The 22,278-nt window shown below is 66.0% G+C and carries 15 protein-coding genes; 7 read left to right on the top strand and 8 right to left on the bottom strand.

Features of this window, described 5'->3' with window-relative positions; all coding sequences use genetic code 11:
- On the bottom strand, positions 1–540 hold the full coding sequence (locus tag AC5P7U_RS00245) for a C40 family peptidase (RefSeq protein ID WP_053509406.1): 540 nt from the start codon (positions 538–540) through the stop codon (positions 1–3).
- Between the two features lie 111 nt (positions 541–651).
- On the opposite strand from AC5P7U_RS00245, the gene AC5P7U_RS00240 reads away from it, so the two are divergent.
- From AC5P7U_RS00240 to AC5P7U_RS00210, 7 genes are all read left to right on the top strand, one after another.
- The gene (locus tag AC5P7U_RS00240; RefSeq protein WP_008266927.1) at positions 652–1,134 is read left to right on the top strand and encodes an FKBP-type peptidyl-prolyl cis-trans isomerase; all 483 of its coding nucleotides are present in this window, start codon (positions 652–654) and stop codon (positions 1,132–1,134) included.
- Between the two features lie 99 nt (positions 1,135–1,233).
- Positions 1,234–2,478 (top strand): DUF418 domain-containing protein, encoded by a 1,245-nt coding sequence (locus AC5P7U_RS00235; RefSeq protein WP_197563931.1) that lies wholly within the window; start codon positions 1,234–1,236, stop codon positions 2,476–2,478.
- 3 nt (positions 2,479–2,481) lie between these two features.
- Entirely contained in the window at positions 2,482–3,732 is a 1,251-nt protein-coding gene (locus AC5P7U_RS00230) for an FAD-dependent oxidoreductase (RefSeq protein ID WP_197563930.1), read from the top strand.
- On the top strand, positions 3,729–5,087 hold the full coding sequence (gene gorA / locus AC5P7U_RS00225) for a glutathione-disulfide reductase (protein WP_197563929.1): 1,359 nt from the start codon (positions 3,729–3,731) through the stop codon (positions 5,085–5,087). The genes AC5P7U_RS00230 and gorA overlap by 4 nt, the downstream gene beginning before the upstream one ends.
- Before the next feature lie 158 nt (positions 5,088–5,245).
- Entirely contained in the window at positions 5,246–6,166 is a 921-nt protein-coding gene (locus AC5P7U_RS00220; protein WP_197563928.1) for a DMT family transporter, read from the top strand.
- Positions 6,163–6,501, top strand: coding sequence for an MGMT family protein (locus tag AC5P7U_RS00215; RefSeq protein ID WP_224329410.1), 339 nt, complete (start codon positions 6,163–6,165; stop codon positions 6,499–6,501). Before AC5P7U_RS00220 ends, AC5P7U_RS00215 begins: the two co-directional genes overlap by 4 nt.
- Positions 6,502–6,594: 93 nt before the next feature.
- Positions 6,595–7,269, top strand: coding sequence for a rhomboid family intramembrane serine protease (locus AC5P7U_RS00210; protein WP_008267505.1), 675 nt, complete (start codon positions 6,595–6,597; stop codon positions 7,267–7,269).
- A gap of 171 nt (positions 7,270–7,440) precedes the next feature.
- On the opposite strand, the gene AC5P7U_RS00205 is transcribed toward AC5P7U_RS00210, so the two are convergent.
- From AC5P7U_RS00205 to AC5P7U_RS00175, 7 genes are all read right to left on the bottom strand, one after another.
- Positions 7,441–9,024, bottom strand: a complete 1,584-nt coding sequence (locus tag AC5P7U_RS00205; protein WP_197563927.1) for an FAD-dependent oxidoreductase — start codon at positions 9,022–9,024, stop codon at positions 7,441–7,443.
- Between the two features lie 75 nt (positions 9,025–9,099).
- Positions 9,100–9,594 carry a VOC family protein gene (locus AC5P7U_RS00200; RefSeq protein WP_197563926.1) on the bottom strand — a complete coding sequence of 165 codons (495 nt, stop codon included), beginning with the start codon at positions 9,592–9,594 and terminating at the stop codon, positions 9,100–9,102.
- A 125-nt stretch (positions 9,595–9,719) separates the two neighbouring features.
- Positions 9,720–11,729 (bottom strand): M13 family metallopeptidase, encoded by a 2,010-nt coding sequence (locus AC5P7U_RS00195; RefSeq protein ID WP_006459659.1) that lies wholly within the window; start codon positions 11,727–11,729, stop codon positions 9,720–9,722.
- 158 nt (positions 11,730–11,887) lie between these two features.
- Positions 11,888–13,990 carry a M13-type metalloendopeptidase gene (locus tag AC5P7U_RS00190; RefSeq protein WP_197563925.1) on the bottom strand — a complete coding sequence of 701 codons (2,103 nt, stop codon included), beginning with the start codon at positions 13,988–13,990 and terminating at the stop codon, positions 11,888–11,890.
- Between the two features lie 188 nt (positions 13,991–14,178).
- The gene (locus AC5P7U_RS00185; RefSeq protein ID WP_006459527.1) at positions 14,179–17,037 is read right to left on the bottom strand and encodes a TonB-dependent receptor plug domain-containing protein; all 2,859 of its coding nucleotides are present in this window, start codon (positions 17,035–17,037) and stop codon (positions 14,179–14,181) included.
- Between the two features lie 189 nt (positions 17,038–17,226).
- On the bottom strand, positions 17,227–19,260 hold the full coding sequence (locus tag AC5P7U_RS00180; RefSeq protein ID WP_197563924.1) for an alpha/beta hydrolase family protein: 2,034 nt from the start codon (positions 19,258–19,260) through the stop codon (positions 17,227–17,229).
- A 155-nt stretch (positions 19,261–19,415) separates the two neighbouring features.
- Positions 19,416–22,238, bottom strand: coding sequence for a TonB-dependent receptor domain-containing protein (locus AC5P7U_RS00175; protein WP_006459395.1), 2,823 nt, complete (start codon positions 22,236–22,238; stop codon positions 19,416–19,418).
- Positions 22,239–22,278: the final 40 nt, after the last annotated feature.

Here is a 22,278-nt window from a genome sequence, read left to right as displayed (position 1 = left end):
TTAGCGAAGGACACGTTTCGCGCCCGTGTAGTGGTCCTTCCAGTAAGGGCCGCTGAGCGAGTCGAGCCGGACCGTGCCGCCGGTGCTCGGCGCGTGCACGAAACGCCCTTCGCCGACATAGATGCCGACATGGGTGACGTTGCCGCGGCTGCCGAAGAACACCAGGTCGCCGGTGGCCAGGCGCTGCGGGTCGATCTTCGGGCCCTGTACCGCCGCCAGGTCGCGCGAGGTGCGCGGCAGCTTCAGGTCCAGCATCTCGCGGTAGACATAGGCGACCAGGCCGCTGCAGTCGAAGCCCGAATCGGGGGTGTTGCCGCCATAGCGGTAGGGCGTACCGACCAGGCTGATGGCACGCATCAGCACCGAGTTGGCGGCCTCGGGGTTGTCCGGCACGGTCTTGGGCCAGTGGGCGGTCGGCGGGGGGGCCGAGGGCCGGGTGGCCTTGCCGCCGCCACAGGCGGTCATCAGCAGGGGCAGGGCCAGCAGCAGGGCCGGGGCGAGGAGCCGGCGCAGGCCGGACGAAACTGGCGTGATGTGCATGATCTCCGGATAATGCGCCACCTTGGATTGGCCGTCATGATGGCGGCGTCCCCGCCGGGCGACAACCCGCCCCAACCCGCCTGCCTCCGGCAGATCCAGACAGAGTTGCGCATGAAGATCGAAAAAGACCGCGTTGTCCGCTTCCACTACACCGTTTCCGAAGTCGGCCAGGAGCCGATCGAATCGTCCAAGGACCGCGGCGAGCCGCTGGCGATCCTGATCGGCCACGGCAATATCATTCCGGGCCTGGAAAACGCCATGATGGACAAGGAAGCCGGCGCGACCTTCAGCGTCGATGTCACTGCGGCCGACGCCTACGGCGAGCGCCGCGAGGGCCTGTCCCAGCGCGTGCCGAAGAAGCACTTCGGCAACACCAAGCTGGCCCCGGGCCAGCAGGTCGTGCTGCAGACCAACTTCGGCCCGCGCGCGGTGACCGTGCAGAAGGTCGGCATGAGCGTGGTCGACGTTGACCTGAACCACCCGATGGCCGGCAAGGACCTGCATTTCGACGTGGAAATCGTCGATGTGCGCGAAGCCGGCCAGGAAGAGATCGACCACGGCCACGTCCACGGCGACGGCGGCCACCACCACTGATCGCAGCGCGATCGTGATGGCAGCAGCGGCCCGCTTCGGCGGGCCGTTGCGTTTCTGGAACACGGCGCGGGCATCCATGGCGCGTGGGCCGGCGGCATAATGGCGGACCTGCCCAACGGATGCCCCGTGAACGCCGCTTCTCACTCCCTGCAGCCGATGGCTTCCGGCGAACGCATCGCCGTGCTGGACATCCTGCGTGGTGCCGCGTTGCTGGGCATCCTGCTGATGAACATCGAGGCCTTCAGTGGCCCGCTGGACCTGGCGTTCACCGGCATCGACGTGCACTGGCAGGGCATCGACTACTGGGCCGATGCCTTTGTCTATGTGTTCGTGCAGGGCAAGTTCTTCACCCTGTTCTCGCTGCTGTTCGGCGCCGGCTTCGCGGTGATGGCGCAGCGCGCCGACGTGGCCGGACGCAATTTCACCCCGTTCTACCTGCGCCGCAGCGCCGGGCTGCTGCTGATCGGCCTGTGCCACGCGCTGCTGGTCTGGTCCGGCGACATCCTGGTGATGTACGCGCTGATCTCGCTACCGTTGCTGGCCTGCCGCGAGGCACCGCGCAGCTGGCTGCCGTGGATGGGCGTGATCGTCTATCTGGGCGGCGTGGCGATGATGCTGCTGGTCGGGGCGATGGTGTCGATGGCCTCGGCCGACGAGGTGCAGGGCATGCTCAGCGAAGCGCAGCAGAGCATCGCGCTGCAGCGGCAGGTGTACGGGCAGGGCAGCTGGGGACAGGCCACGGTGCAGCGCTTGAGCGAGTTCGGCACCTCGATGGGCGCGCTGCTGATCACCGGCCCGGAAGTACTTGGCATGTTCCTGATCGGCAGCTGGTTCGCTGGTAGTGGCGCGCTGGCGACCCCGGAACGCTTCCCACGCCTGTACGCCTCGCTGCGCTGGATCGCGCTGCCGCTGGGCCTGCTGGTCACGGTGCTGGGTGTTGCCTGGAAACCGTACCTGGCACCGGGCACGTACAACCTGCCGGTGACGGCGGCGATGGCGCTGGTGACCGTCGGCGGCCTGCCGATGTGCCTGGGCTACCTGGCGTGGATCGTGCACTGGCGCACGCGGCTGGCGTGGCTGGCACCGGTCGGGCGCATGGCGTTGACCCACTATCTCGGCCAGTCGCTGCTGTGCACCTGGATCTTCTACCACTACGGACTGGGCAGGTTCGAGATGATGCCGCGCAGCGTGCAACTGCTGTTCGCGCTGCTGCTGTTTGCCGTGCAGGTGGGCATCTCGCACGTGTGGCTGCGCCACTTCCGTTTCGGGCCCATGGAATGGCTGTGGCGTGCGATGACCTACCGGCAGTGGCCGCCGATGCGGCGCGGAGCCGGGCTGGGCTGATCGATGCCGAGGGCGCGCGAGGACGTGATCGTGGTCGGCGCCGGGGCCATCGGCCTGGCCAGCGCGCTCGCGTTGCGCGCGCAGGGCCGGCAGGTGCGCGTGATCGACCGCGGGCGCGTCGGAGGGGCGACGTCGCATGGCAACTGCGGCACCATCACTCCCAGCCACGCACCGCCACTGGCGGCGCCCGGGGTACCGCGGCGCGCGTTGCGCTGGATGCTCGATCCACGCGCGCCGCTGTACGTGCGCACGCGGCTGGATCCCACGCTGTGGCGCTGGTTGCTGCAGTTTGGTGCACGCTGCAACGCCCGCGACTGGCTGCAGTCCACGCGTGCACGTGGCGCGCTGCTGGATGATTCGCGGCAGCGCCTGGCCGAGTGGGTGCAGGCACATGCGCTTGACTGCGAATTTGATGCGCGCGGGCTGGACTACGTGTTCGGCGATGCTCGCAACTTCGATCACCACGTGGCCGAGTGCGAGGCGCTGAACGCGCAGGGCATCGCCACGACCTGTATCCCGGGTGCCGACTATGCGCGCGCGAATCAGGCCTTCCACGATCGCCTGGCCGGTGCGATCCATTTTCCTGGTGATGCGCAGCTGCGGCCGGATCGCTACACCGCCGAGCTGGCACGCGTGCTGCGCGCGCAGGGCGTGGTGATCGACGAGCAGGTGGACGTGCAGGGATTCAGCGATGACGCACAGGGTGTGCGCGTGCAGGCGGAGGGGCAGTTGCTGGCCGCGCGCGAGCTGGTACTGGCCACCGGGCCGTGGTCGCGGCACTGGGCACGGCAGCTGGATCTGCGCGTGCCGATCCAGCCTGGCAAGGGCTACTCGCTGACCTGGTCGCGGCCGGCGCAGGTGCCGCAGCGGCCGGTGGTGCTGAAAGACCATTCCGTGTTCGTGATCGCCTGGCGCGAAGCGCTGCGGCTGGGCGGCACCATGGAATTCGCCGGTGCCGATCCAAGCTTGCGCGCGACCCGCCTGCGCGCGCTGCAGCAGGCCGCCGACCACTACCTGCGCGTGCCACGCGGGGCGCAGTTGCAGGAGCAGTGGTGCGGTTGGCGACCCATGAGCGTGGACGACGTGCCGTTGATCGGCCGTGCGCCCGCGCATCCTCACGTCTGGCTTGCAGCGGGGCATGGCATGCTCGGCATCAGCATGAGCGCCGGCACCGGCCAGCTGATCGCCGATCTCGTCTGCGGCCGTACCCCAGCGATCGATCCTGCCCCTTACCGACCCGAGCGATTCCGATGAGCACTGCACCCTATGATTACGACCTGATCGTCCTTGGCGGCGGCTCCGCCGGCCTGGCCGGTGCGATCCGCGCCGCGCAGCATGGCAAGCGGGTGGCACTGCTGGAGCCGGGCGAACTCGGCGGTACCTGCGTCAATGTCGGCTGCGTGCCGAAGAAGGCGATGTGGCTGGCGGCCGACCTGCACGAACGCATCGGCCTGGCCAGTGCGATGGGCTTCGATGTCGAGGCACGCCCGGCGCTGTCGTGGAAGGAACTGGTGATCCATCGCCAGGCCTACATCAGCAACATCCACACCAGTTACCACAAGCGCCTGGACGAGACCGGCGTGGTGCGCATTCCGGCGCGCGGCCATCTGCTCGATGCGCATACGGTGGCCTGCAGCGATGGCGTGCGCTACAGCGCCGAACACATCCTGATCGCCACCGGCGCGCATCCGTTGCGGCCGGACATTCCGGGCGCCGAACTGGGCCTGGTGTCTGATGATTTCTTTGACCTGCGTGCGGCACCGGCCGAGGTGGCGATCATCGGCGGTGGCTACATTGCGGTGGAACTGGCGGGCCTGCTGCAGGCGCTGGGCAGCCGGGTCAGCCTGCTGGTGCGTGGCAAGCGTCTGCTGGAGCGCTTCGATTACGAGCTGACCGATCAGCTGGCCGAGAACCTGAAGCAGCAGGGCGTAAGGATTCATTTCGATTACCGCCTGCGCGAGCTGCAGCGCGATGGCGAGCGCGTGCGCGCCTTCGGCCACGACGGCCCGCTCGACAGTGTGTTCGATGCGGTGTTTTTCGCCACCGGCCGGCGCGGAAACATTCGTGATCTGGGCCTTGAAGCGCTGGGCATCGGCATCGGCGAACACCAGCAGGTGCAGGTGGATGAGTGGCAGACCACCCGCGTGCCGAGCGTGCATGCCGTGGGTGACATCGCCGGCAAGGTCGGCCTGACCCCGGTGGCAGTGGCGGCATCGCGGCGGCTGATGGACCGCCTGTTCGGTGGCCGTCCGCAGTCGAAGATGGATTACGAGAATGTGGCCAGCGTGGTGTTCTCGCACCCGCCGTTGGGCGCGGTGGGCATGAGCGAAGAGGAAGCGCGCGCGCGTTTCGAGCAGGTGAGCGTGTACCACAGCCGCTTCCGCCCGATGCTGCAGGCGCTGGCCAACGGCACCCAGCGCAGCCTGTTCAAGATGGTCTGCGCCGGTCCGGAGGAACGGGTGGTGGGCATCCACCTGCTGGGCGAAGCGGCCGATGAGATCCTGCAGGGCTTCGCGGTGGCGGTCAAGATGGGCGCGACCAAGGCCCAGTTCGATGACACCGTGGCGATCCATCCGACCTCGGCCGAGGAAGTGGTGCTGATGCGCTGAGCTGGGCCGTTGTAGAGCCGAGCCATGCTCGGCTGCTTTTTGCCCAGGCATGGCGAAGCCGAGCGTAGGCTCGGCTCTACGGGGCACCGGCCGCCCCCATGCGACAATGGCCGCCCCCACGCCTTTCCGGGCCGCCCACGCGGTCCGCTGTTGTCCAGATGTCCAGCCCCGATTCCCGTATCGCCACCGCCTCCCCTCGCATCGCGCTGGGGGGCATTGGCCTGGCTGCGATCGGCGCCATCGCCGCCTCCGGCAAGGCGATCATCGTCAAGCTCGGGCTGCGCCACGGCGTGGATGCCACCACGCTGCTCGCGCTGCGCATGCTGATGGCGTTGCCCTTGTTCGTGCTGATGGCGCTGTGGGCCGCGCGCCGGGCCGCGCCGCTGTCCTGGGCCGACCGCGCCCGCGTGCTGTGGCTGGGTTTCACCGGCTACTACCTGTCCAGCCTGCTCGACTTCCAGGGGCTGCAGTACATCAGCGTGACCCTGGAACGGCTGATCCTGTACTTGAACCCGACCCTGGTGCTGCTGATCAACGTGCTGCTGGCGCGCCAGCGACCGGGCCGATGGCAGATCGGCGCGCTGGTGCTGAGCTATCTGGGCGTGCTGCTGGCGTTCGGCCACGACCTGCAGCGCGAGGGCGGGCAGATCATCGTCGGCAGCCTGCTGGTGCTGGGGAGTGCGCTCAGCTACGCGCTGTACCTGTTCGGCAGCGGCCAGGTGGTCGCGCGCATCGGCGCGGTACGGCTGACCGCCTATGCCAGCTGTGTCGCCAGCGTGCTGGTGCTGCTGCATTTCGCGGTCACCCATCCGCTGCCGCTGCTGTGGCAGGCGCCGGCACCGGTGCAGTGGCTGTCGCTGGTCAACGCGACCGTGTGCACCGTGTTGCCGGTGCTGGCGATCATGCTGGCGGTGCAGCGCGTGGGTTCGTCGCTGGCCGCACAGGTCGGTATGCTGGGCCCTGTTTCCACCATCGTGATGAGCCTATGGCTGCTCGACGAACCGATGGGGCCGGCGCAGATCGCCGGCACCGTGCTGGTGCTGATCGGCGTACTGCTGGTGACCCGCCTGCGGCGCTGACGCCGGAGCAGGCGCGTGCGCGCATCCTGGCGGTGATCCGCGCCATCCCGGCGGGGCAGGTGATGGGCTATGGGCAGGTGGCGATGCGTGCCGGCCTGCCCGGGCGGGCCCGGCTGACCGCGCGCATCCTCGGCCAGAACGACGACCCGGACCTGCCCTGGCATCGCGTGCTGCGCTCGGATGGGCGCATCGCCATGGAAGAAGGCTCGGCCGGCTGGCGCGAGCAATCGCAGCGGCTGCGCGCCGAAGGCGTGGTGGTGGAGAACGGCCGGGTGCGGATGCCGGCCACCGATCCGGCCGCGGCGCTGGATGCGGCGGTGTGGGGGCCGGGCTGAGCGCGGCTGGCGACTGAACAGTCCGTGCCTGGCGGTCGCCAACAAGGCAGGGTGCTGCGGCTATGATGGAGGCCGTTCCATGCCGGTGCTCCCATGTTCCCGCGACTGCCAACCGTCACCAAGGCCCTGCTGATCGCCAACGCGATCCTGTTCCTGCTGCAGCAGCCGTTCCTGCTCGGCATGCAGACCTTCGAACCGTTCATGCTGCAGCCGTTGCAGCAGGGCTTCGACGCGTTCTCGCCGGGCGGCAACTTCCAGCCGTGGCAGCTGCTGACCTATGGCTTCCTGCATGGCAGCTTCGGCCACCTGTTCTTCAACATGCTGGCAGTCTTCATGTTCGGCGCGCCGCTGGAGCAGACCTGGGGCGAGAAGCGCTTCCTGCTGTACTACCTGGTCTGCGTGGCCGGTGCCGGCGTCTGCCAGCTGCTGGTCGGGACGCTGCTGGAGAACCCGGCGACGGTCCTGGGCGCCTCCGGCGGCGTGTTCGGCCTGCTGCTGGCCTACGGCATGCTGTTCCCCAACCAGCGGGTGATGCTGCTGTTCCCGCCGATCCCGATGAAGGCACGGACCTTCGTGATCCTGTTCGGCGTGGGTGAACTGGTGCTGGGCATGACCGGCTGGCAGCCCGGTGTCGCCCATTTCGCGCACCTGGGCGGCATGCTGTTCGGCTGGTTGTTGATCCGCTACTGGCGCGGGCAGCCGCCGTTCAACAAGCGCCGACCGCCGGGCCCGCCGAATCGACCGAACCACCTGCGCAGCGTCAAATGATCCGAAGGATCATTTGACGCTGTAGGTGCCGACCGTTGGTCGGCACACCTTGTCCCACGCGGGTAGGTGCCAACCTGGGTTGGCACGCTTTGAATGGGATCATTGGACGCGGGTAGATGCCAACCTCGGTTGGCGTTCGACCTGCCGCTCTGTGCCAACCAAGGTTGGCATCTACCCATCCTGCAACACCACCTGCGCGGCATTGTGCCCCGGTGCACCGGTAACGCCACCGCCGGGATGGGTACCGGAACCGCACAGGTACAGGCCGGGCAGGGCGCCGCGATAGCCGGCCTGGCCGACCATCGGCCGCGCCGAGAACAACTGGTTGGCACTCAGTGCGCCGTGGAAAATGTCGCCGCCGACCAGGCCGAAGGTGCGTTCCAGATCGAGCGGGGACAGCACCTGCCGACCGAGCACACTGTCGGCGAAGCCGGGCGCATAGCGTTCGACGGTGGCGATCATCAGGTCGGCCACGGTGTCCCGATGATCATCCCAGTGGCGGCCGTCAGGTAGCACCGGTGCCACGTGCTGGCAGAACAGGCTGGCTACATGCTGCCCGGGCGGTGCCAGCGAATCGTCCAGTGTGCTGGGGATCAGCATCTCCACGATCGGTTCGCGCGACCAGCCTTCGCGGCGCGCGTCGAGCCAGGCGCGGTCCATGTAGTCCAGGCTGGGCGCCATGATGATGCCGGCGCTGAGGTGATCGCCGGGGCCGGGCAGGGCGCGGAACTCCGGCAGCCGCGACAGCGCCACGTTCATCCGGAACGTGCCGGAACCGCAGCGCCAGTTCGCCATGCGTTCGCGCGTGGCTGCCGGTACGTGTGCCGGCTCCAGCAGGTGTTCGTAGAGCAGTTTCGGGTTGACGTTGGCGATCACCGCACGGGCGTGCAGCGTTTCGCCGTTGGTCAGTGCCACGCCCACCGCGCGGCCCTGCTCGATCAGAATGCGCTGCACGCCGGCCTGCACGCGCAGTTCCGCACCGGCCGCGCGCGCCGAGGCGGCGATGGCCTGGCTGATCGCACCCATGCCACCCACCGCGTGTCCCCAAGCGCCCTTTACGCCGTTGCACTGGCCGAACACGTGGTGCAACAGCACGTAGGCACTGCCCGGGGTATACGGGCTGGCGTAGTTGCCGACGATGCCATCGAAACCGAACAGCGCCTTGATCGGCTCGCTCTCGAACCAGCGATCCAGATACTCCGCCGCCGACAGCGTGAACAGGTCCAGCAGTTCCTGCCGCAGCGAGGGATCCAGCGTCGACAGTTCGCGCCCGAGACGGCCCATCTGCCACAGGGCGGGCAGGGCACGCCAACCACCTGCAACGCCAATATCCGGCGGTGCGCGCAGGGCCCACGCGCGAAGCACGTCGGCGAAGATCTCCAGGCGTGCCTCATATTGGGGCAGGCGCTGCGCATCCCGCTCGGAGAACTTCGCGACCTCGCCCTGGGTGCGGCCCGGTGCCGACAACAGATAGCGGCCATCCGGCAGCGGCAGGAAGTTGTTGGCCGGACGCGCGACGATGCGCAGCCCATGCGCATGCAGTTGCAGGTCGTCGATCACCTTTGGTTGCAGCAATGACACCGTGTACGACGCGACCGAGTTGCGGAAGCCGGGATGGAATTCTTCGGTGACCGCTGCGCCGCCGAGAATCCCGCGGCGCTCCAGAACCAGCACCTTCTTTCCGGCGCGTGCCAGATAGGCCGCGCAGACCAGGCCGTTGTGGCCACCACCGATGAGGATCGCATCCCAGGTCATCAGCACCTCGGAAAAAGGGGACGGAGGGGATTAAGTCGCAATTCGCATTGCAGCGCAGGCAGTGGGGGAAACGACTTAATCCCCTCCGTCCCCTTCTTTGATTGCTGCTTCGATGGTAGCGATGTCGATCTTCTTCATTGGCATCATGGCGGTGAAGGCGCGCTTGGCCAGTGCCTTGTCCTGGCTGGTCACCGCTTCGATCAGCATGCGCGGGCTGATCTGCCAGGAGATGCCCCAGCGGTCCTTGCACCAGCCGCATTGGCTCTCCTGGCCGCCGTTGCCGACGATCGCGTTCCACAGGCGATCGGTCTCGGCCTGGTCTTCGGTCTGGATCTGGAAGGAGAAGGCTTCGCTGTGCTTGAACGCGGTGCCGCCGTTGAGGCCGACGCAGGGAATGCCACAGACGGTGAATTCGACGGTAAGCACATTGCCTTCCTTGCCGTCGGGATAGTCACCGGGCGCGTGATGCACGGCGGTCACCGCGCTGTCGGGCAGGATGCTGGCGTAGAAGGTGGCGGCCTCGAGCGCGCCGTTGTCATACCAGACACAGATCGTGTTCTTGCGTGCCATGTCAGGGCTCCACGATGGACGAGGCAGCAGCGATAGCATGCCCGGTGTTAACCCCGGATCGTGCTGCACCCGCAAAAAAAAGGGCGCCCGAAGGCGCCCCCTGTGTTACCGGTTCATCAGCAGGCTCAGCGCCAGACCTTGATCTGCTCGGCCTCGCTGCGCTGCATCGGCTGGCCGGCCTTGCAGCTGAAGGTGGCACCGAAGGCCGGCAGGTTGGCCAGCGTGCCGTTGCTGCGCCACAGGCCCGGCGCGCGGATGTCGGCGGTCAGGCGGCGCACGGCTTCGTTCGGCGACAGCTGCTGTGCCCACAGTGCCGACCAGGCGCGGAAGAAGCCCTGCTGCTGTGCCTGCTTGGCCTTCGGCTCCTGTGCGGTGTACGCGGCCCAGGCCAGTTCCAGGCCGGCGATGTCGGCCAGGTTCTCTTCCTGGGTGAGCGTGCCGTTGACCTTGGCCCCCTTCACGCCCGGGAAATCGTAGGCGCTGTACTGCGCGGCCACGCGGTTGCCGAGCAGGGTCCAGGCGGTCTTGTCGGCCGGGGTCCACCAGCTGCGCAGCTCGCCCTTGGCGTCGACCAGCGCACCCTTGGCATCGATCGCACGGGTCAGCTCGTGGCCGACCAGGCCACCGAAGCTGCCGAACTTGTCGGCGGCGTCAGCCTTGGCGTTGAACACCGGGCCCTGCAGGATCGCGGCGGTAACGATCAGGCGGTTCTGCGCCAGGTCGTAGGCCAGCGACGGCTGCTGCGGCAGCACGTCCCAGCGACGGTCGGCGTTGCCCTTGCCGATGCGCTTCATTTCCTCGCGATGGCGCCAGGTCGAAGCGATCAGCATGTTGCCGCCGAACGAGCCACGGCCCATCGGCTGCACGCTGTAGTCCAGGTCGCGCAGCGGGGTGCCGATCTCGATCTTCAGCGCGGCCAGCTTGGCCTGCGCTTCGGTCTTGGCTTCGGCGCTCATCCAGCTGCTGTTCTTGACCGCCTCGATCTGCACTTCGCGGACCTTGTCGACGATCCACGCCGCCTGGCGACGGTCTTCGGCCGACAGGTAACGCGCGGCGTACTCGCGGCCGACCATCGGGCCGGCGGCCACGTTGATCGCGTCCAGCACGTCTTCCCAGCGCTGCGGCGGCAGGGTTTCGCCACGCAGCACGCGGCCGCGGAATTCGAACTCGGCATCGCGGTAAGCCTTGGACAGGTACGGCGCCATCGAGTCACCCACGCGCCAGCGCAGGTAGGCCTTCCACTGGTCCGGCTTGAGCTTGGTGACCATGCCGTCGAGCTGCTTGAACAGGCCCGGGTCGGCCAGTGAGACCAGGTCGTCATCCACGCCCTGTGCCTTCAGGAAGGCATCCAGCTGCAGGTTGCGGTAGCGGCTGTTGAGCTCCTTGGTGGAGATCGGCGCGTAGTTGTTGAACGGGTTGTTGATGCCGGCCAGCGACTGCGCATTGCGTGCCAGCTCGGTTTCCAGCGCGATCACCGACTGCGATTCGGCATCCAGCTTGGCGGCCGGGGTGCCGGTCAGCGCCAGGATCTGCTTGACGTAGGCGCGGTAGCGACCCATCAGCGCCACGGTGTCGGCGTCGGCGCGGGTATAGAACGCCGGGTCCGGCAGGCCCATGCCGCCCTGCATGAAGTAGCCGATGTGGCGATCCAGCGCCTTCAGGTCCACGTCGGGGCCGAAGTTGAAGGCCACCGGAATGCCAACCTGGTGCAGCGCGGCAATCGACGCCGGCACGTCCTTGGCCTTCTTGATGGCGTTGATGCGGGTCAGCAGCGGGGCGATCGGATTGGAACCGTCGGCTTCCACGGCGGCTTCGTCCAGGCCGCTGGCCCAGAAGTCACCCAGCAGCTTCTGCACGTTGCCCTGCGGCGACTTCATTGCGGCGTCGAGCAGCTCGCGCTGCTGCTGGCGGCTGCGATCGACCAGCTGTCCCAGTGCGGTGGTGGCACCGGTCTGCGGTACGGGGTTGGCCTTCAGCCAGCCTGCGTTGGTGGCGTCGTAGAAGTCGCTGCACTGGGCACTGACAGCCGGCGCGCGTGCGGCCTTCTTCTTGGCGGCGGCGAACGCGTCGTGGGTCGGGACCAGGGTCGCCAGGCTGATGCCCAGGGCGATGGCAAGCGGACGGAAGTTGGGCATGTGGAACGAATCCGTGATGGATTGAGGGCGCGCGCACTATAGCAAGCCGCGCATCGACGCGGCATGCACGCATCACGCTGCGTTCGCAGGGCGCCGCCAAAAACAAAGGCCCGGGAAATCCCGGGCCTTTGCAGGTCTGCCGCAGCGTCAGCCGTGGCTTACCAGATCACCACCTGCTGCTCGCCAGCGCGGGCCATCGGCGAACCGGCCTTGCACTGGAACGCAGCGGCGAAGGTCGGCAGGTTCGACGGCGCACCCATGGCGCGGAACTGCGCCGGGGCATGCGGGTCGGTGGCCAGGCGGACCTTGGCGTTTTCCGGGGTGTACTTGGTGCGCCACACGGTGGCCCAGTTGAAGAAGAAGCGCTGGTCGCGGGTGAAGCCGTCGACCTTCGGATCTTCCTTGCCGGCGGTGGCCTTCTGCAGGGCGTCGTAGGCGGTGGCCAGGCCACCCAGGTCGGCGATGTTCTCGCCCAGGGTCAGGTGGCCGTTCACGGCCTGGCCGTCGACCTTGTACTGGTCGAACTGCTTGACCAGCTTGCCGGTCAGGCCTTCGAAGTTCTTCTTGTCGGCCGGGGTCCACCAGTCTTCCATGTTGCCGGTCGGCCCGAAGCGCGCGCCCTGGTCGTCGTAACCATGGGTCATTTCATGGCCGATCACCGCACCGATGCCGCCGTAGTTCAGCGCGTCGTCGGCCTTCGGATCGAAGAACGGCGGCTGCAGGATGGCGGCCGGGAACACGATCTCGTTCTGCAGCGGGTTGTAATAGGCGTTCACCGTCTGCGGGGTCATGCCCCACTCGGTCTTGTCGACCGGCTTGCCGATCTTGGACAGGTTGAACTTGTAGTTGAACTCGCTGGCTGCGCGCACGTTGCCCAGGTAGCTGTCGCGCTGGGTCTGCAGGCCCGCCCAGTCACGCCACTTGTCCGGGTAGCCGATCTTCGGGGTGAAGGTTTCCCACTTGGCGATGGCCTTGGCCTTGGTTTCCTCGCTCATCCAGCTCAGGCCCTGGATGCGTTCCTTCAGCGACGCAGCCAGGTTCTTCACCAGTTCTTCCATCTTCGCCTTGGCTTCCGGCGAGAAGGCGACCTTCACATACAGCTGGCCGAAGGCTTCGCCGGCATCGTTCTCGATGGTGCCCAGCACGCGCTTCCAGCGCGGCTTCTGTTCCTTCTGGCCGTTGAGGGTCTTGCCGTAGAACTCGTAGTTCTCCTGCACGAAGGCGTCGGCCAGGTACGGCGAGGCGCTGTCCACGGTGTGGAAGCGCAGGTAGGCGCGCCACACCGACGGATCGGTGTCGCCCAGCGCCTTGCTCACTTCCTCATGGAAGGCCGGCATGGCCAGCGAGAACTTCTCCGGCGCGGCCACGCCCTGCGACTTGAAGAACTCGGTCCAACTGAAGTTCGGGGTCAGCTTGTCGGCGTCGGCCAGGGTGACCGGGTTGTAGAACAGTTCGACGTTGCGCGACAGTTCGACGCGCGACTTGGAGGCCTTGGCCAGGCGGGTTTCGAACTTGACCACGTCCTCGGCCTGCTTGGCCGCATCGGCCGCGGCGACGCCGGACAGTTCCAGCACCTTGGCGACGTGCGCCTGGTAGGCCTTCAGCTTGTCGGCGTTCTTGGCATCGGTGTAATAGGTGGTGTCCGGCAGGCCCAGGCCGCCCTGGCTGGCGTAGGCCATGTTCACGGCAGAGTTCTTGAAATCGGCTTCGGCGCCGAAGCCGAACAGCACGTTGTCGCCCTTGGCCGCGCTGGTGCGCAGGTAGTTGGCGATGGCGGCCTTGTCCTGCAGGCCGTCGATCGCGGTCAGGTCGGCCTTCAGCGGCTCGATGCCCTGCGCGTTGATCTTGGCTTCGTCCATGCCGGTGGCCCACAGGTCGCCGACGATCTTCTCGATGTGGTTCGGGTTCTTCACCTGCGCGACCTGCTCGGCCAGCTGGTGCTGCACTGCCACCGAACGCTCGTCGAGGATGGTGAAGGCGCCCCAGCTGGTGCGGTCGCCCGGGATTTCATTGGCGGCCAGCCACTTGCTGTTGACGTAGTCGCCGAAGGCGCCACAGGCGTCCTTGCTGGTATCCAGGTCGCTGGGCTGGAAGGCGTTGTAGGCCGGCAGCTTGCTTTCGTCCAGGGTGTACTGGGTAGCTTCGGCGGCAGCCGGCGTGGAGGCGGTGGCGTCCTTGGCCGGGGCTTCAGTCTTGCCGCAGCCGACCAGCGCGGCCGAAACGGCCAGGGTCAGCAGCACGATCTTGGGAGTACGGGTCACTTGAATGGCCTCCAGGCCGAGTGAGTCAGGGAAGGGCCGCAGGGACGGCCGTGGGCCGAACGATACGCCGCCGGCCTGCCCCGCAAGGGTGTCGAAGGTCATGGCCGGGCGCAAGGGGCCGGGTTCGTGGCCCGGAAAAGACAGACCCGGCAAAAGCCGGGTCTGTGGGTACTGCGGTCAGGCTGGGATCAGAAGCGGTACTTCAGGCGCACGAACGGGGTGCGGCCGAAGTAGTCGTACTGCGTTGCGAACGGAGCAACGTTGCCGTAGCGGCTGGTGGTCGCACCGGTGGAAACCTGCGGCGGAGTGGCGTTGAACACGTTTGCCACGCCGGCAAGCACTTCCCAGTCGGCCTGCTTGTAGCTCACCGAAACCGTGTGATAGATGCGGGATTCGGCGACCAGGTCGCGGTAGGAGTTCGGACGACCCTGGTAGGTGAACACCGGATTGAGGTTCTTGTTCTCCGTCTTGCCCACGTACTGGGTCAGCCAGTTGTAGGTCCAATCGCCACGCTCCAGGCTCAGGCCCAGGTTGGAGACAATCTTCGGACGGCCGATCAGGCCCAGCTGGTCCGACGAGGACAGGCCGCTGGCCTCGGCACTGTCGAACAGGTTGGCAACGTCTTCGACGGTGTAGGTGACCTGGTTGTCCAGCGAGAACTTGCCGAAGCTGAATTCATGCTCCCAGTTCAGGGTCATGTCCCAGCCGCGGGTGCGCTGCTCGTTGATGTTCAGGTACTGGGCATACACCTCGGTGATCGAGTTGGCGTCAGTCCCGGTGGTGGGATTGCGCTTCATGAGATCGCAGTAGCGGTTCGGGAAGGTCGTGGAACCGTAGCAGCCCGAAACGATGTCATCCGCGCCCAGCGAGGTGATCTGGCCCTTGACCTTGTAGTCGAAGTAGTCGATCGCAATGCTCAGATCGGTGAACGAGGGAGTGAACACCAGGCCAACGCTCTTGGCGGTGGAGGTTTCCGGCTTCAGGTTGCCGGCGCCGCCGCTGGTGAAGACCGTTGCGCTTGAACCCGCTCCGACGTAGTCATCCGGAATGCCGGCGGCGCCGCAGTTCGCGCGGATGTTGGTGTTGTTGCTCTCGCCCCAGCGGATGCACGGGTCGATGGCGCTCTGCGGCTGGAAGCCGGTCTGGTTGCCCAGGAACAGCTCGTACAGGCCCGGTGCGCGGTACGAGGTACCGATGGTGCCGCGCAGGCGCAGCGACGGGATGATCTGCCAGTTCAGGCCGGTCTTCCAGACGCTTTCGGTGCTGCCGGTGGAGTCATAGCGGAAAACACGACCGGAGGCATTGAGGCTCAGCGACTCGATGCCGGTAATGCCCTTCAGCAGCGGAATGTCGAGCTCGAGGAAGGCTTCCTTGACCTTGTCATCACCCTTGGTGACATCGGCCGTGCTCGAACCCCACAGGTCCTTGTAGCCCTCGCCCGGCTGGTCGTTGATCTTGTAGTAGCGATACTCCAGGCCGAAGGCTGCGCCCACCGGACCGGCTGGCAGCTCGAACAGGTTGCCGGAGAAGATGGCGTTGACGGTGGCCTGGTCGTAGGTGGTCTTGCCACGTGCAGTGATGCCCAGGATGCCGACCAGTTCGTCGACCTTGGCACCACTCAGGTAGCCCGGGTCGAAGTAGTTGGCCGCCGGCGTGGTGCCGGTACCCGGACGACCGAGATCACCGGTGATCGAGTTGCGGATGCCGAGGGTCGAGTACTTGCCGCTGGAGCGGCTGTAGTTCGCGTTGACTTCCCAGCCCCACGACTCGGTGCCCTTGAACAGGCCATCCAGCTTGTTGGCAATGTAGAAGTAATCGACCTCAACGCTCGACGCCGACTTGAACGGCATCACCGGCTGGGCCTTGGTGGTCGTGCCCGGGATGTAGACCGTCGGGAAGAACTGGCGCCACTGGAAGTTGTCCGTGGTGCGGTTGTTGTACAGGAACTGAGTCTTCCAGTTGAACGAGTCGAAGCCGAAGTCGGCGGCGACGTAGACGGACTTGCGTTCCTGCTTGTTGATGATGTTGCCTTCACCCCAGCGCGCGAAGTTCTGCGGCTCTTCGTAGTACGCAATCGGGTTGTTGGCGTAGGTCTTGTTCGCACGCGGGCGGTAGCCCGGGAACGGACCGACGGTGGTGCCCTCCGGGCTCGGCACGTAGCGGACGGCGCCGACATCGATCACGTTCATCAGCATGTTCTGGCAGCCGGCGAGGTCGGTGCCCCGCAGGATCGAATGATCCTGGCGATCGATGTTGTTGCCGTTGCCATCGGTGATCAGGTCACGGCTGCACTTGAAGAAGTCGCGATCGCCGCGGGTCAGCTCGTTCTGCTTGTACCACTCGACGGCGGCGACGATGCTGCCCTTCTCGAAGTTCCAGCCATTGGCGAGCGAGGCAGAGAACACTTCGCCACCGCCTTCGGTGGGAACGCGGCCGGTGAAGGTCATTTCCGGACGATCGAAGTGCTTCTTGGTGATCAGGTTGACCACGCCGGCCACCGCATCGGAGCCGTAGATGGACGAAGAGCCGTCCTTGACGATTTCCGCGCGCTGCAGGATTGCTGCCGGCAGGACGTTGAGGTCGAACGCGCCGACCGCGCCACGGGTACCCGCGGGACCCGGTCGCTGGCCGTCCAGCAGGATCAGGGTGCGGTTGGCACCCAGGCCGCGCAGCGAGAAGGTCTGGACGCCGGTGCCGCCGTCGACGACGTAGCCGCCGAACTGGTTGGTGATCTGGGTTTCTGCGGCGCCGATGGCGGACTTCTGCAGGAACTCGCTGACCGTCGCCTGGCCCTGGGCGGCGTTGCGCTCGGTGTCGATGGTGAACACCGGCGAGGTGGTCTCGTAGTCGGCGCGACGGATCAGCGAACCCGTGACCGTGACCTTGTCAAGATCGGTCGCCTTCTTGCTGTCACGCGAGGGGCTTGACGCCGCCGCTTCCGTATTGCCTGCGTCCTGGGCCAGAACCGGAGCTGCCTGGAGGCAGGCGAGCACTGCCAGGGCGAGCGGCAGGCGGCTTGGCGTAATGAGGCGGTTGACGATGGTCATGCTGTTGGATCCCCACTTGTTATGCTTCGGTTAATGGAGTGTATGTGCCGCGTAAAATAAATGCAACGTGAATGATGTCGTGACGTAACTTGTTGTTGCTAATGGTGAATTCAGGAATCGGGCATGAAAAAACCCCGCCGCCCTGGGCAGCGGGGTTGTCGGATACCAGACGCTGGAGGTCAGCTCCGGTCAGAGGCCGCCCGGGCCACAGTCCTTGGCAAGGAAGTCGGCCATCAGCGGCAGCGTTGCCCGATAGTGGCTGGGGTACCACGGCATGCTGTGCGGCATGTCAGGAATGAGCTCGAACTTTGCCGGCACCTTGTCCTTGACGGCGTTGTAGAAGTTCCTGGCGTGGAAGGACGGCGTGCGTACGTCGCGGTCGCCGACGAAGGTCAGCAGGGGAATGTTGGCCTTGGCAGTGTTCTGCATCGGGTCCATGCCCTTGACGGTCTGTCCCTGCAGGATCCGTTGCAGCCTGTTCTCGCTCCAGGAGACACCCAGCCGCGCGAGGTCGGTGACCGGCGCGCCTGCGATCGCGCATTGGAACGGAGAGGGCGCACGCACGGTGGCGGCGGCCGCTGCAAAGCCGCCGTACGAATAGCCGAAGATGGCCAGGCGATCCTTGGCGGCGATGCCCTGCTGCACAAGCCAGGCCGCGGCATCGTCGTTGTCATCCTGCATCGACAGTCCCCACTGCTTGTCACCGGCGAGCCAATGCTCGCGGCCGAAGCCGGTCGATCCACGGTACTGCGGCCGGATCACCGCGTAGCCCCTCGAGGTGAAGAACGGCACCCAGCCCGAGACGTCCCAGCCGGTATAGTCGCGCGCCCAGGGGCCGCCGTGCGGATGCACCAGCGCCGGAAGCGGTGCGTCGCCCTGTTTCCAACCGGCCGGAAGATCGACGATCGCCGGAATCGAGCGGCCGTCGCGCGCGGTGTAGGTAATCCAGCGCTGTTCACCGATCTGCTTGCCGTCGATCCAGGGGCGCTCGCTGCCCAGGGCCGTGACCTGCTTGCGGTCGCTCAACAGGCGGTAGGTCGTGGGCTGGTTGGCCGCGTTGGTGGTGAACAGCACGCGTGACAGATCATCGTTGTAGCCGGTGATGGCGACGTAGGCGTCCGGATAAGCCTGCTTCAGGCCGTCGTACAGGCCCTTCATCAGCGGGTCCACATACACCGCTTCGCGGCGCGGACCGTCAACGTAGAAGCCGAGTACCTGATTGAAGTTGCTTGGCTTGGTACCCAGGATCAGGCCACCGATCGGGTACTGCGGATGGGCCGCCAACGGTTCGTTGTCGAACGCGCGCTTGGCCGGGTCGTACAGGCGGGCCTGCACCTGTTCGGAGAACTTGTCGGTAAGCACATACAACTTGCCCGTCTGGTCGTCGATGCCAACCACATCCATGGTGTAGCGGTCGCTCAGGCGGGTGGTCAGCGCATCGTGCTTCTCGAACTGGCCGCTGCTCTTGTTCTTCACCAGGATCTGTTGTTCGTACTCGTTCGAACCGGCGGGCTCGATCTGGGTACGGGTCAGCAGTTCACCGTCGCGGGGGTGGAACAGGCCCGGCGAGGAGCGGGCATCGCCGCGGAACAGCAGGGAGGTTTCACCCGTGCGCAGATTGAACAGGTAATAGTTCGACGACAGCGTGGACTGGTTGATCTGCGAAATGATCACCCTGTCCGGGTCCAGCGGCAGCGAGTGCACGAGCGAGGCCGTGCCGGCGATCTCCAGGCAGCGCTGGGTCTGCTCACTGATGCCAAGCTTGCGCGAGCTGTCGGCAAAGGCTTCGTCGAACTTGGCCTGGTGCGTGTCAGTCAGGTAGGCCTTGGTCAGGAAGGTCTTGGTCGAACCCACGGCGTTGCCTTCGCCGCAACCGGCCAGCTGGGCCGTCAATTCCTGGCGGCCGATGACCAGGCTGCGCCCGGCCTTGAGGGCACTGGCGGCGATGAATTTCATCCGGTCGCCCGAGGGCGTGATCGCAACCGGGCTGCTGCCAGGGGATTCCAGGTTCCAGTTGGCCAGCGCGGTGTCGCCATTGTTGCTGCCGGGCGCGGCGATGATGGCGACCAGCTGCTTGCCGTCCGGACTCATCGAGACGGATTGGATCGAGGGGATCTTGGCAAAGTCCTCGACCGGCAGCGGGACAGGCGATGCCATGGCCTGGCTGGCGGCGAGCGCCAGCGCGGCCACCAGGGCGGTGCGGGTTGCAGTGGAGTGGTTCATCTTCGGGACGTCCTTGGCGTTGATCCATCAAGATGACCTGAAGATGAACGAGTGTCCCGATTCCGTCAACTCCGCGTGAATGGCCGGGGTGTACCGCCAGGCGCCTCGCGCCACGGACGCCCCGCCGGCGCGGGGCGTCCACCGGGCGGACGAGGTTACTTCGCGCCGAAGTCGTACTGCGCTTGCACGTAGATCGCGCGCCCGTAGGCGTTGTACAGGGCGTTGTTGTACGGCACGTCGATGTTGCCCGCGTAGGAGTGCTGCTGGTTGTCCGGCACCTTGTTGAACAGGTTGTTGACCATCAGCGAGAACGTCAGGTTGTCCATCGCGCGGTAGTTCACGCTCAGGTTGTACGTGGTGTACGAGCCCCACTTGCCGGCCTTGTAGCCGGAGGTCGGGTCAACGTAGTCGTAGCCGCGTCCCACGTAGGACATGTAGTTGGGCGTGCGGCCGATGTAGTTGAAGTACAGCGTGGTGGTGAACCTGTCGATTGCCCAGCCCACCGAGCCGTCGGCCCGGACCTTGGCATAGGAGTCGTACACCCACATCGCATACGGGTTGCCCAGCAGGTCCAGGAACGGGTCGTTGAGCTGCGGCTGCAGTTCACGCTTGAGCATGTTGGTGTAGTTGCTGGAGAACTGCAGCGAGCCGAAGCGGCCGATGTCCTGCACGTACTTGAAACTGGCGGTCACCGCTTCCAGGTTCTGCCGTGCCACGTTCAGCTTCGGCGTGTAGATTTCCTCCAGCGCACCGGTGGCATCACGGGTGACCCAGTTGGCCACATCCTCGCAGGAGGCACCGGCGGTGTTGGACAGGCCGTTGCGGCAGTAGTACTCGGCCAGCAGCAACTGGTCGGAACTGAGGGTGTTGACCTCGTTCTTGATCTTCCAGTTGTAGTAGTCCAGCGACACCGAGAGATTGCTGATCGGCGCCCAGACCAGGCCCGCGTTCCATACATCGGCAGTGATCGGCTTCAGCTCCGGATTGCCCGACTGCGTGCCGAACACCGACACGCTGCCGTAGCGGCAATCGACCGTGTTGGACGGATCGAAACCGAGCTGGCCGCAGCGGTAGTAATCCTTGGAGCCATTGGCGTAGTAACCGCTCTTGCCCTGGAAGGCGTCGGGCAGGGAGGGTGCGCGGAACGCGGTGCCGTACTTGCCGCGGACCAGCAAGCTTTCAAACGGACGGAACTCCAGGCCGATGCTGTAGGTCGGCTTGTCGACGGTATGCCCGGCAATCTTGAAGTTGTCGTAGCGACCGGAGGCGGTGACCGTCAGCATGTCGTGCAGGGGCAGGCGCAGTTCGCCGGTCACCGCATAGTTGCTGCGGTGGCCGTTGCCCGCCACGGCGGTGGTGGCGAACACCGTGCCGTCGGTCAGGCGCGCATCCGGGGTGTAGGTCCAGCCTTCGCTGCCGCCTTCAACCACGGCGGCGAATCCGGCGTCGCCGCCGGGCAGCTTGAACAGCGAACTGTTGGTGAGCTGGGCGCGGGTCTGGGTCTGCCAGGTGCGGCTGCGGCTGGTGGTGAAACCGGTGAAGCTCTGGAAAGCGCCCTCCGGCAGCTTCGAATAGAAGGCACCCCAGTTCGGGTTGTAGATGTTGTAGCCGTCGTCGGTCTCACCCAGCACCGGGCCCAGCACGTTGTCGGCGAACCAGTTGTTGATCGGGTCGTTCCAGCGCGCGTAGCCACGCTCGTTCAGCTTGTACTCGCCGCGGGTGATGCTGGCCTCGTAGTCCCAGTTGCTGCCGATCGCACCGCGTGCGCCCAGCGTGACCTGGTAGGACTTGCTGCGGTCGGTATTCATGATGTCGCGGTAGCCGCCACCGCCGATGTCTTCGGGGGCGAACACGCGCTGCAGGCCGAGATAGCGGCCACTGGACTGATCGAAGAACGGACCCATGCTGATGTCCGTGCCCCAGTAGTTGTAGCCGGAACCGGTGTTGTACTTGACGGTCTCGTAGCTGTAGAGCACATCGCCGAACAGCTGCAGGTTGTCATTCACATCGTAGGTCAGCGCCGAATAGAACTGGCTGCTTTCCTTGCTGTTCTTGATCGTCTTGTAGCCGGCACCGAACGCCGAGCCGCAGGACTGGCCGGCCCGGCGCGTGCCCAGGATGGTGGTGCCATCGAACTGCCCGGCAACGCTGGCGCAGTTGCTCGGATCCATCATCAGGAAGTCATCGGTGTCAGCATCGAAGACCAGGAAGTCGTTCGAGGGCAGCTGGCGGGTATAGCCGCGCGGATTGTTCTGCTTGGTGATGTCGCGCTGGTAGCCCCAGATCGGGTTGGTCTTCTCGTACTGCACGTTGACCAGCGCGCGGAAGCGATCATCGCGGCTGTTGAAGCCATTGGCCCCGCTCACCCGGAAGCTGGCGCCGCCACCGTCCGAATACGCGCCGCCACGGACATTCAGCGTGCCGCCGTCCATGCGCTCCTTCAGGATGATGTTGACCACGCCCGCAATGGCGTCCGAGCCATACAGCGAGGACTGGCCGCCCGGCAGGACTTCGATGCGGTCGACGATATCGATCGGGATGCCGCTGATGTTGTTGAACGCGTCGCTGCCGTTGTACAGCGCCGGGTAGGACAGCATCGGCCGGCCATTGATCAGGTACTTGGTGTAGCCCGGGTTGAGGCCGAACATCCCGGCGGCTTCGGCGCCCTGGGTGAACGATGCGGAGGTCTGGCCGCCCTGCAGGCCGCCAGTAGTGAGCGAGGACTGCTGCAGCACTTCGGCAACGCTGGAGAAGCCGCGCGCCTGGATCGCCTCGGCGCTGATGGTCAGCACCGGCGTCTGGTTTTCGATCTGGGTCTGCGGGATCAGCGAACCGGTGACGGTGACCCGGTCGAGGTTGGTTGCTGCACTCTTGCTGTCCTGCGCGAGGGCGGCGGTGCTGGCGCTGGCAAGGAACAGGCCGCTGAGCACGGCACAGGTGAGCGGATGGCGTGGGAACAAGAAGCGACTGCGAGACATGCGATTACTCCGTGTGATCGTAAGAGCGCGTTTCCCCTTC

This window comes from Stenotrophomonas sp. YJH_SMC_57 (assembly GCF_059369755.1).
This window is presented reverse-complemented; position numbering and strand designations above follow the sequence as displayed.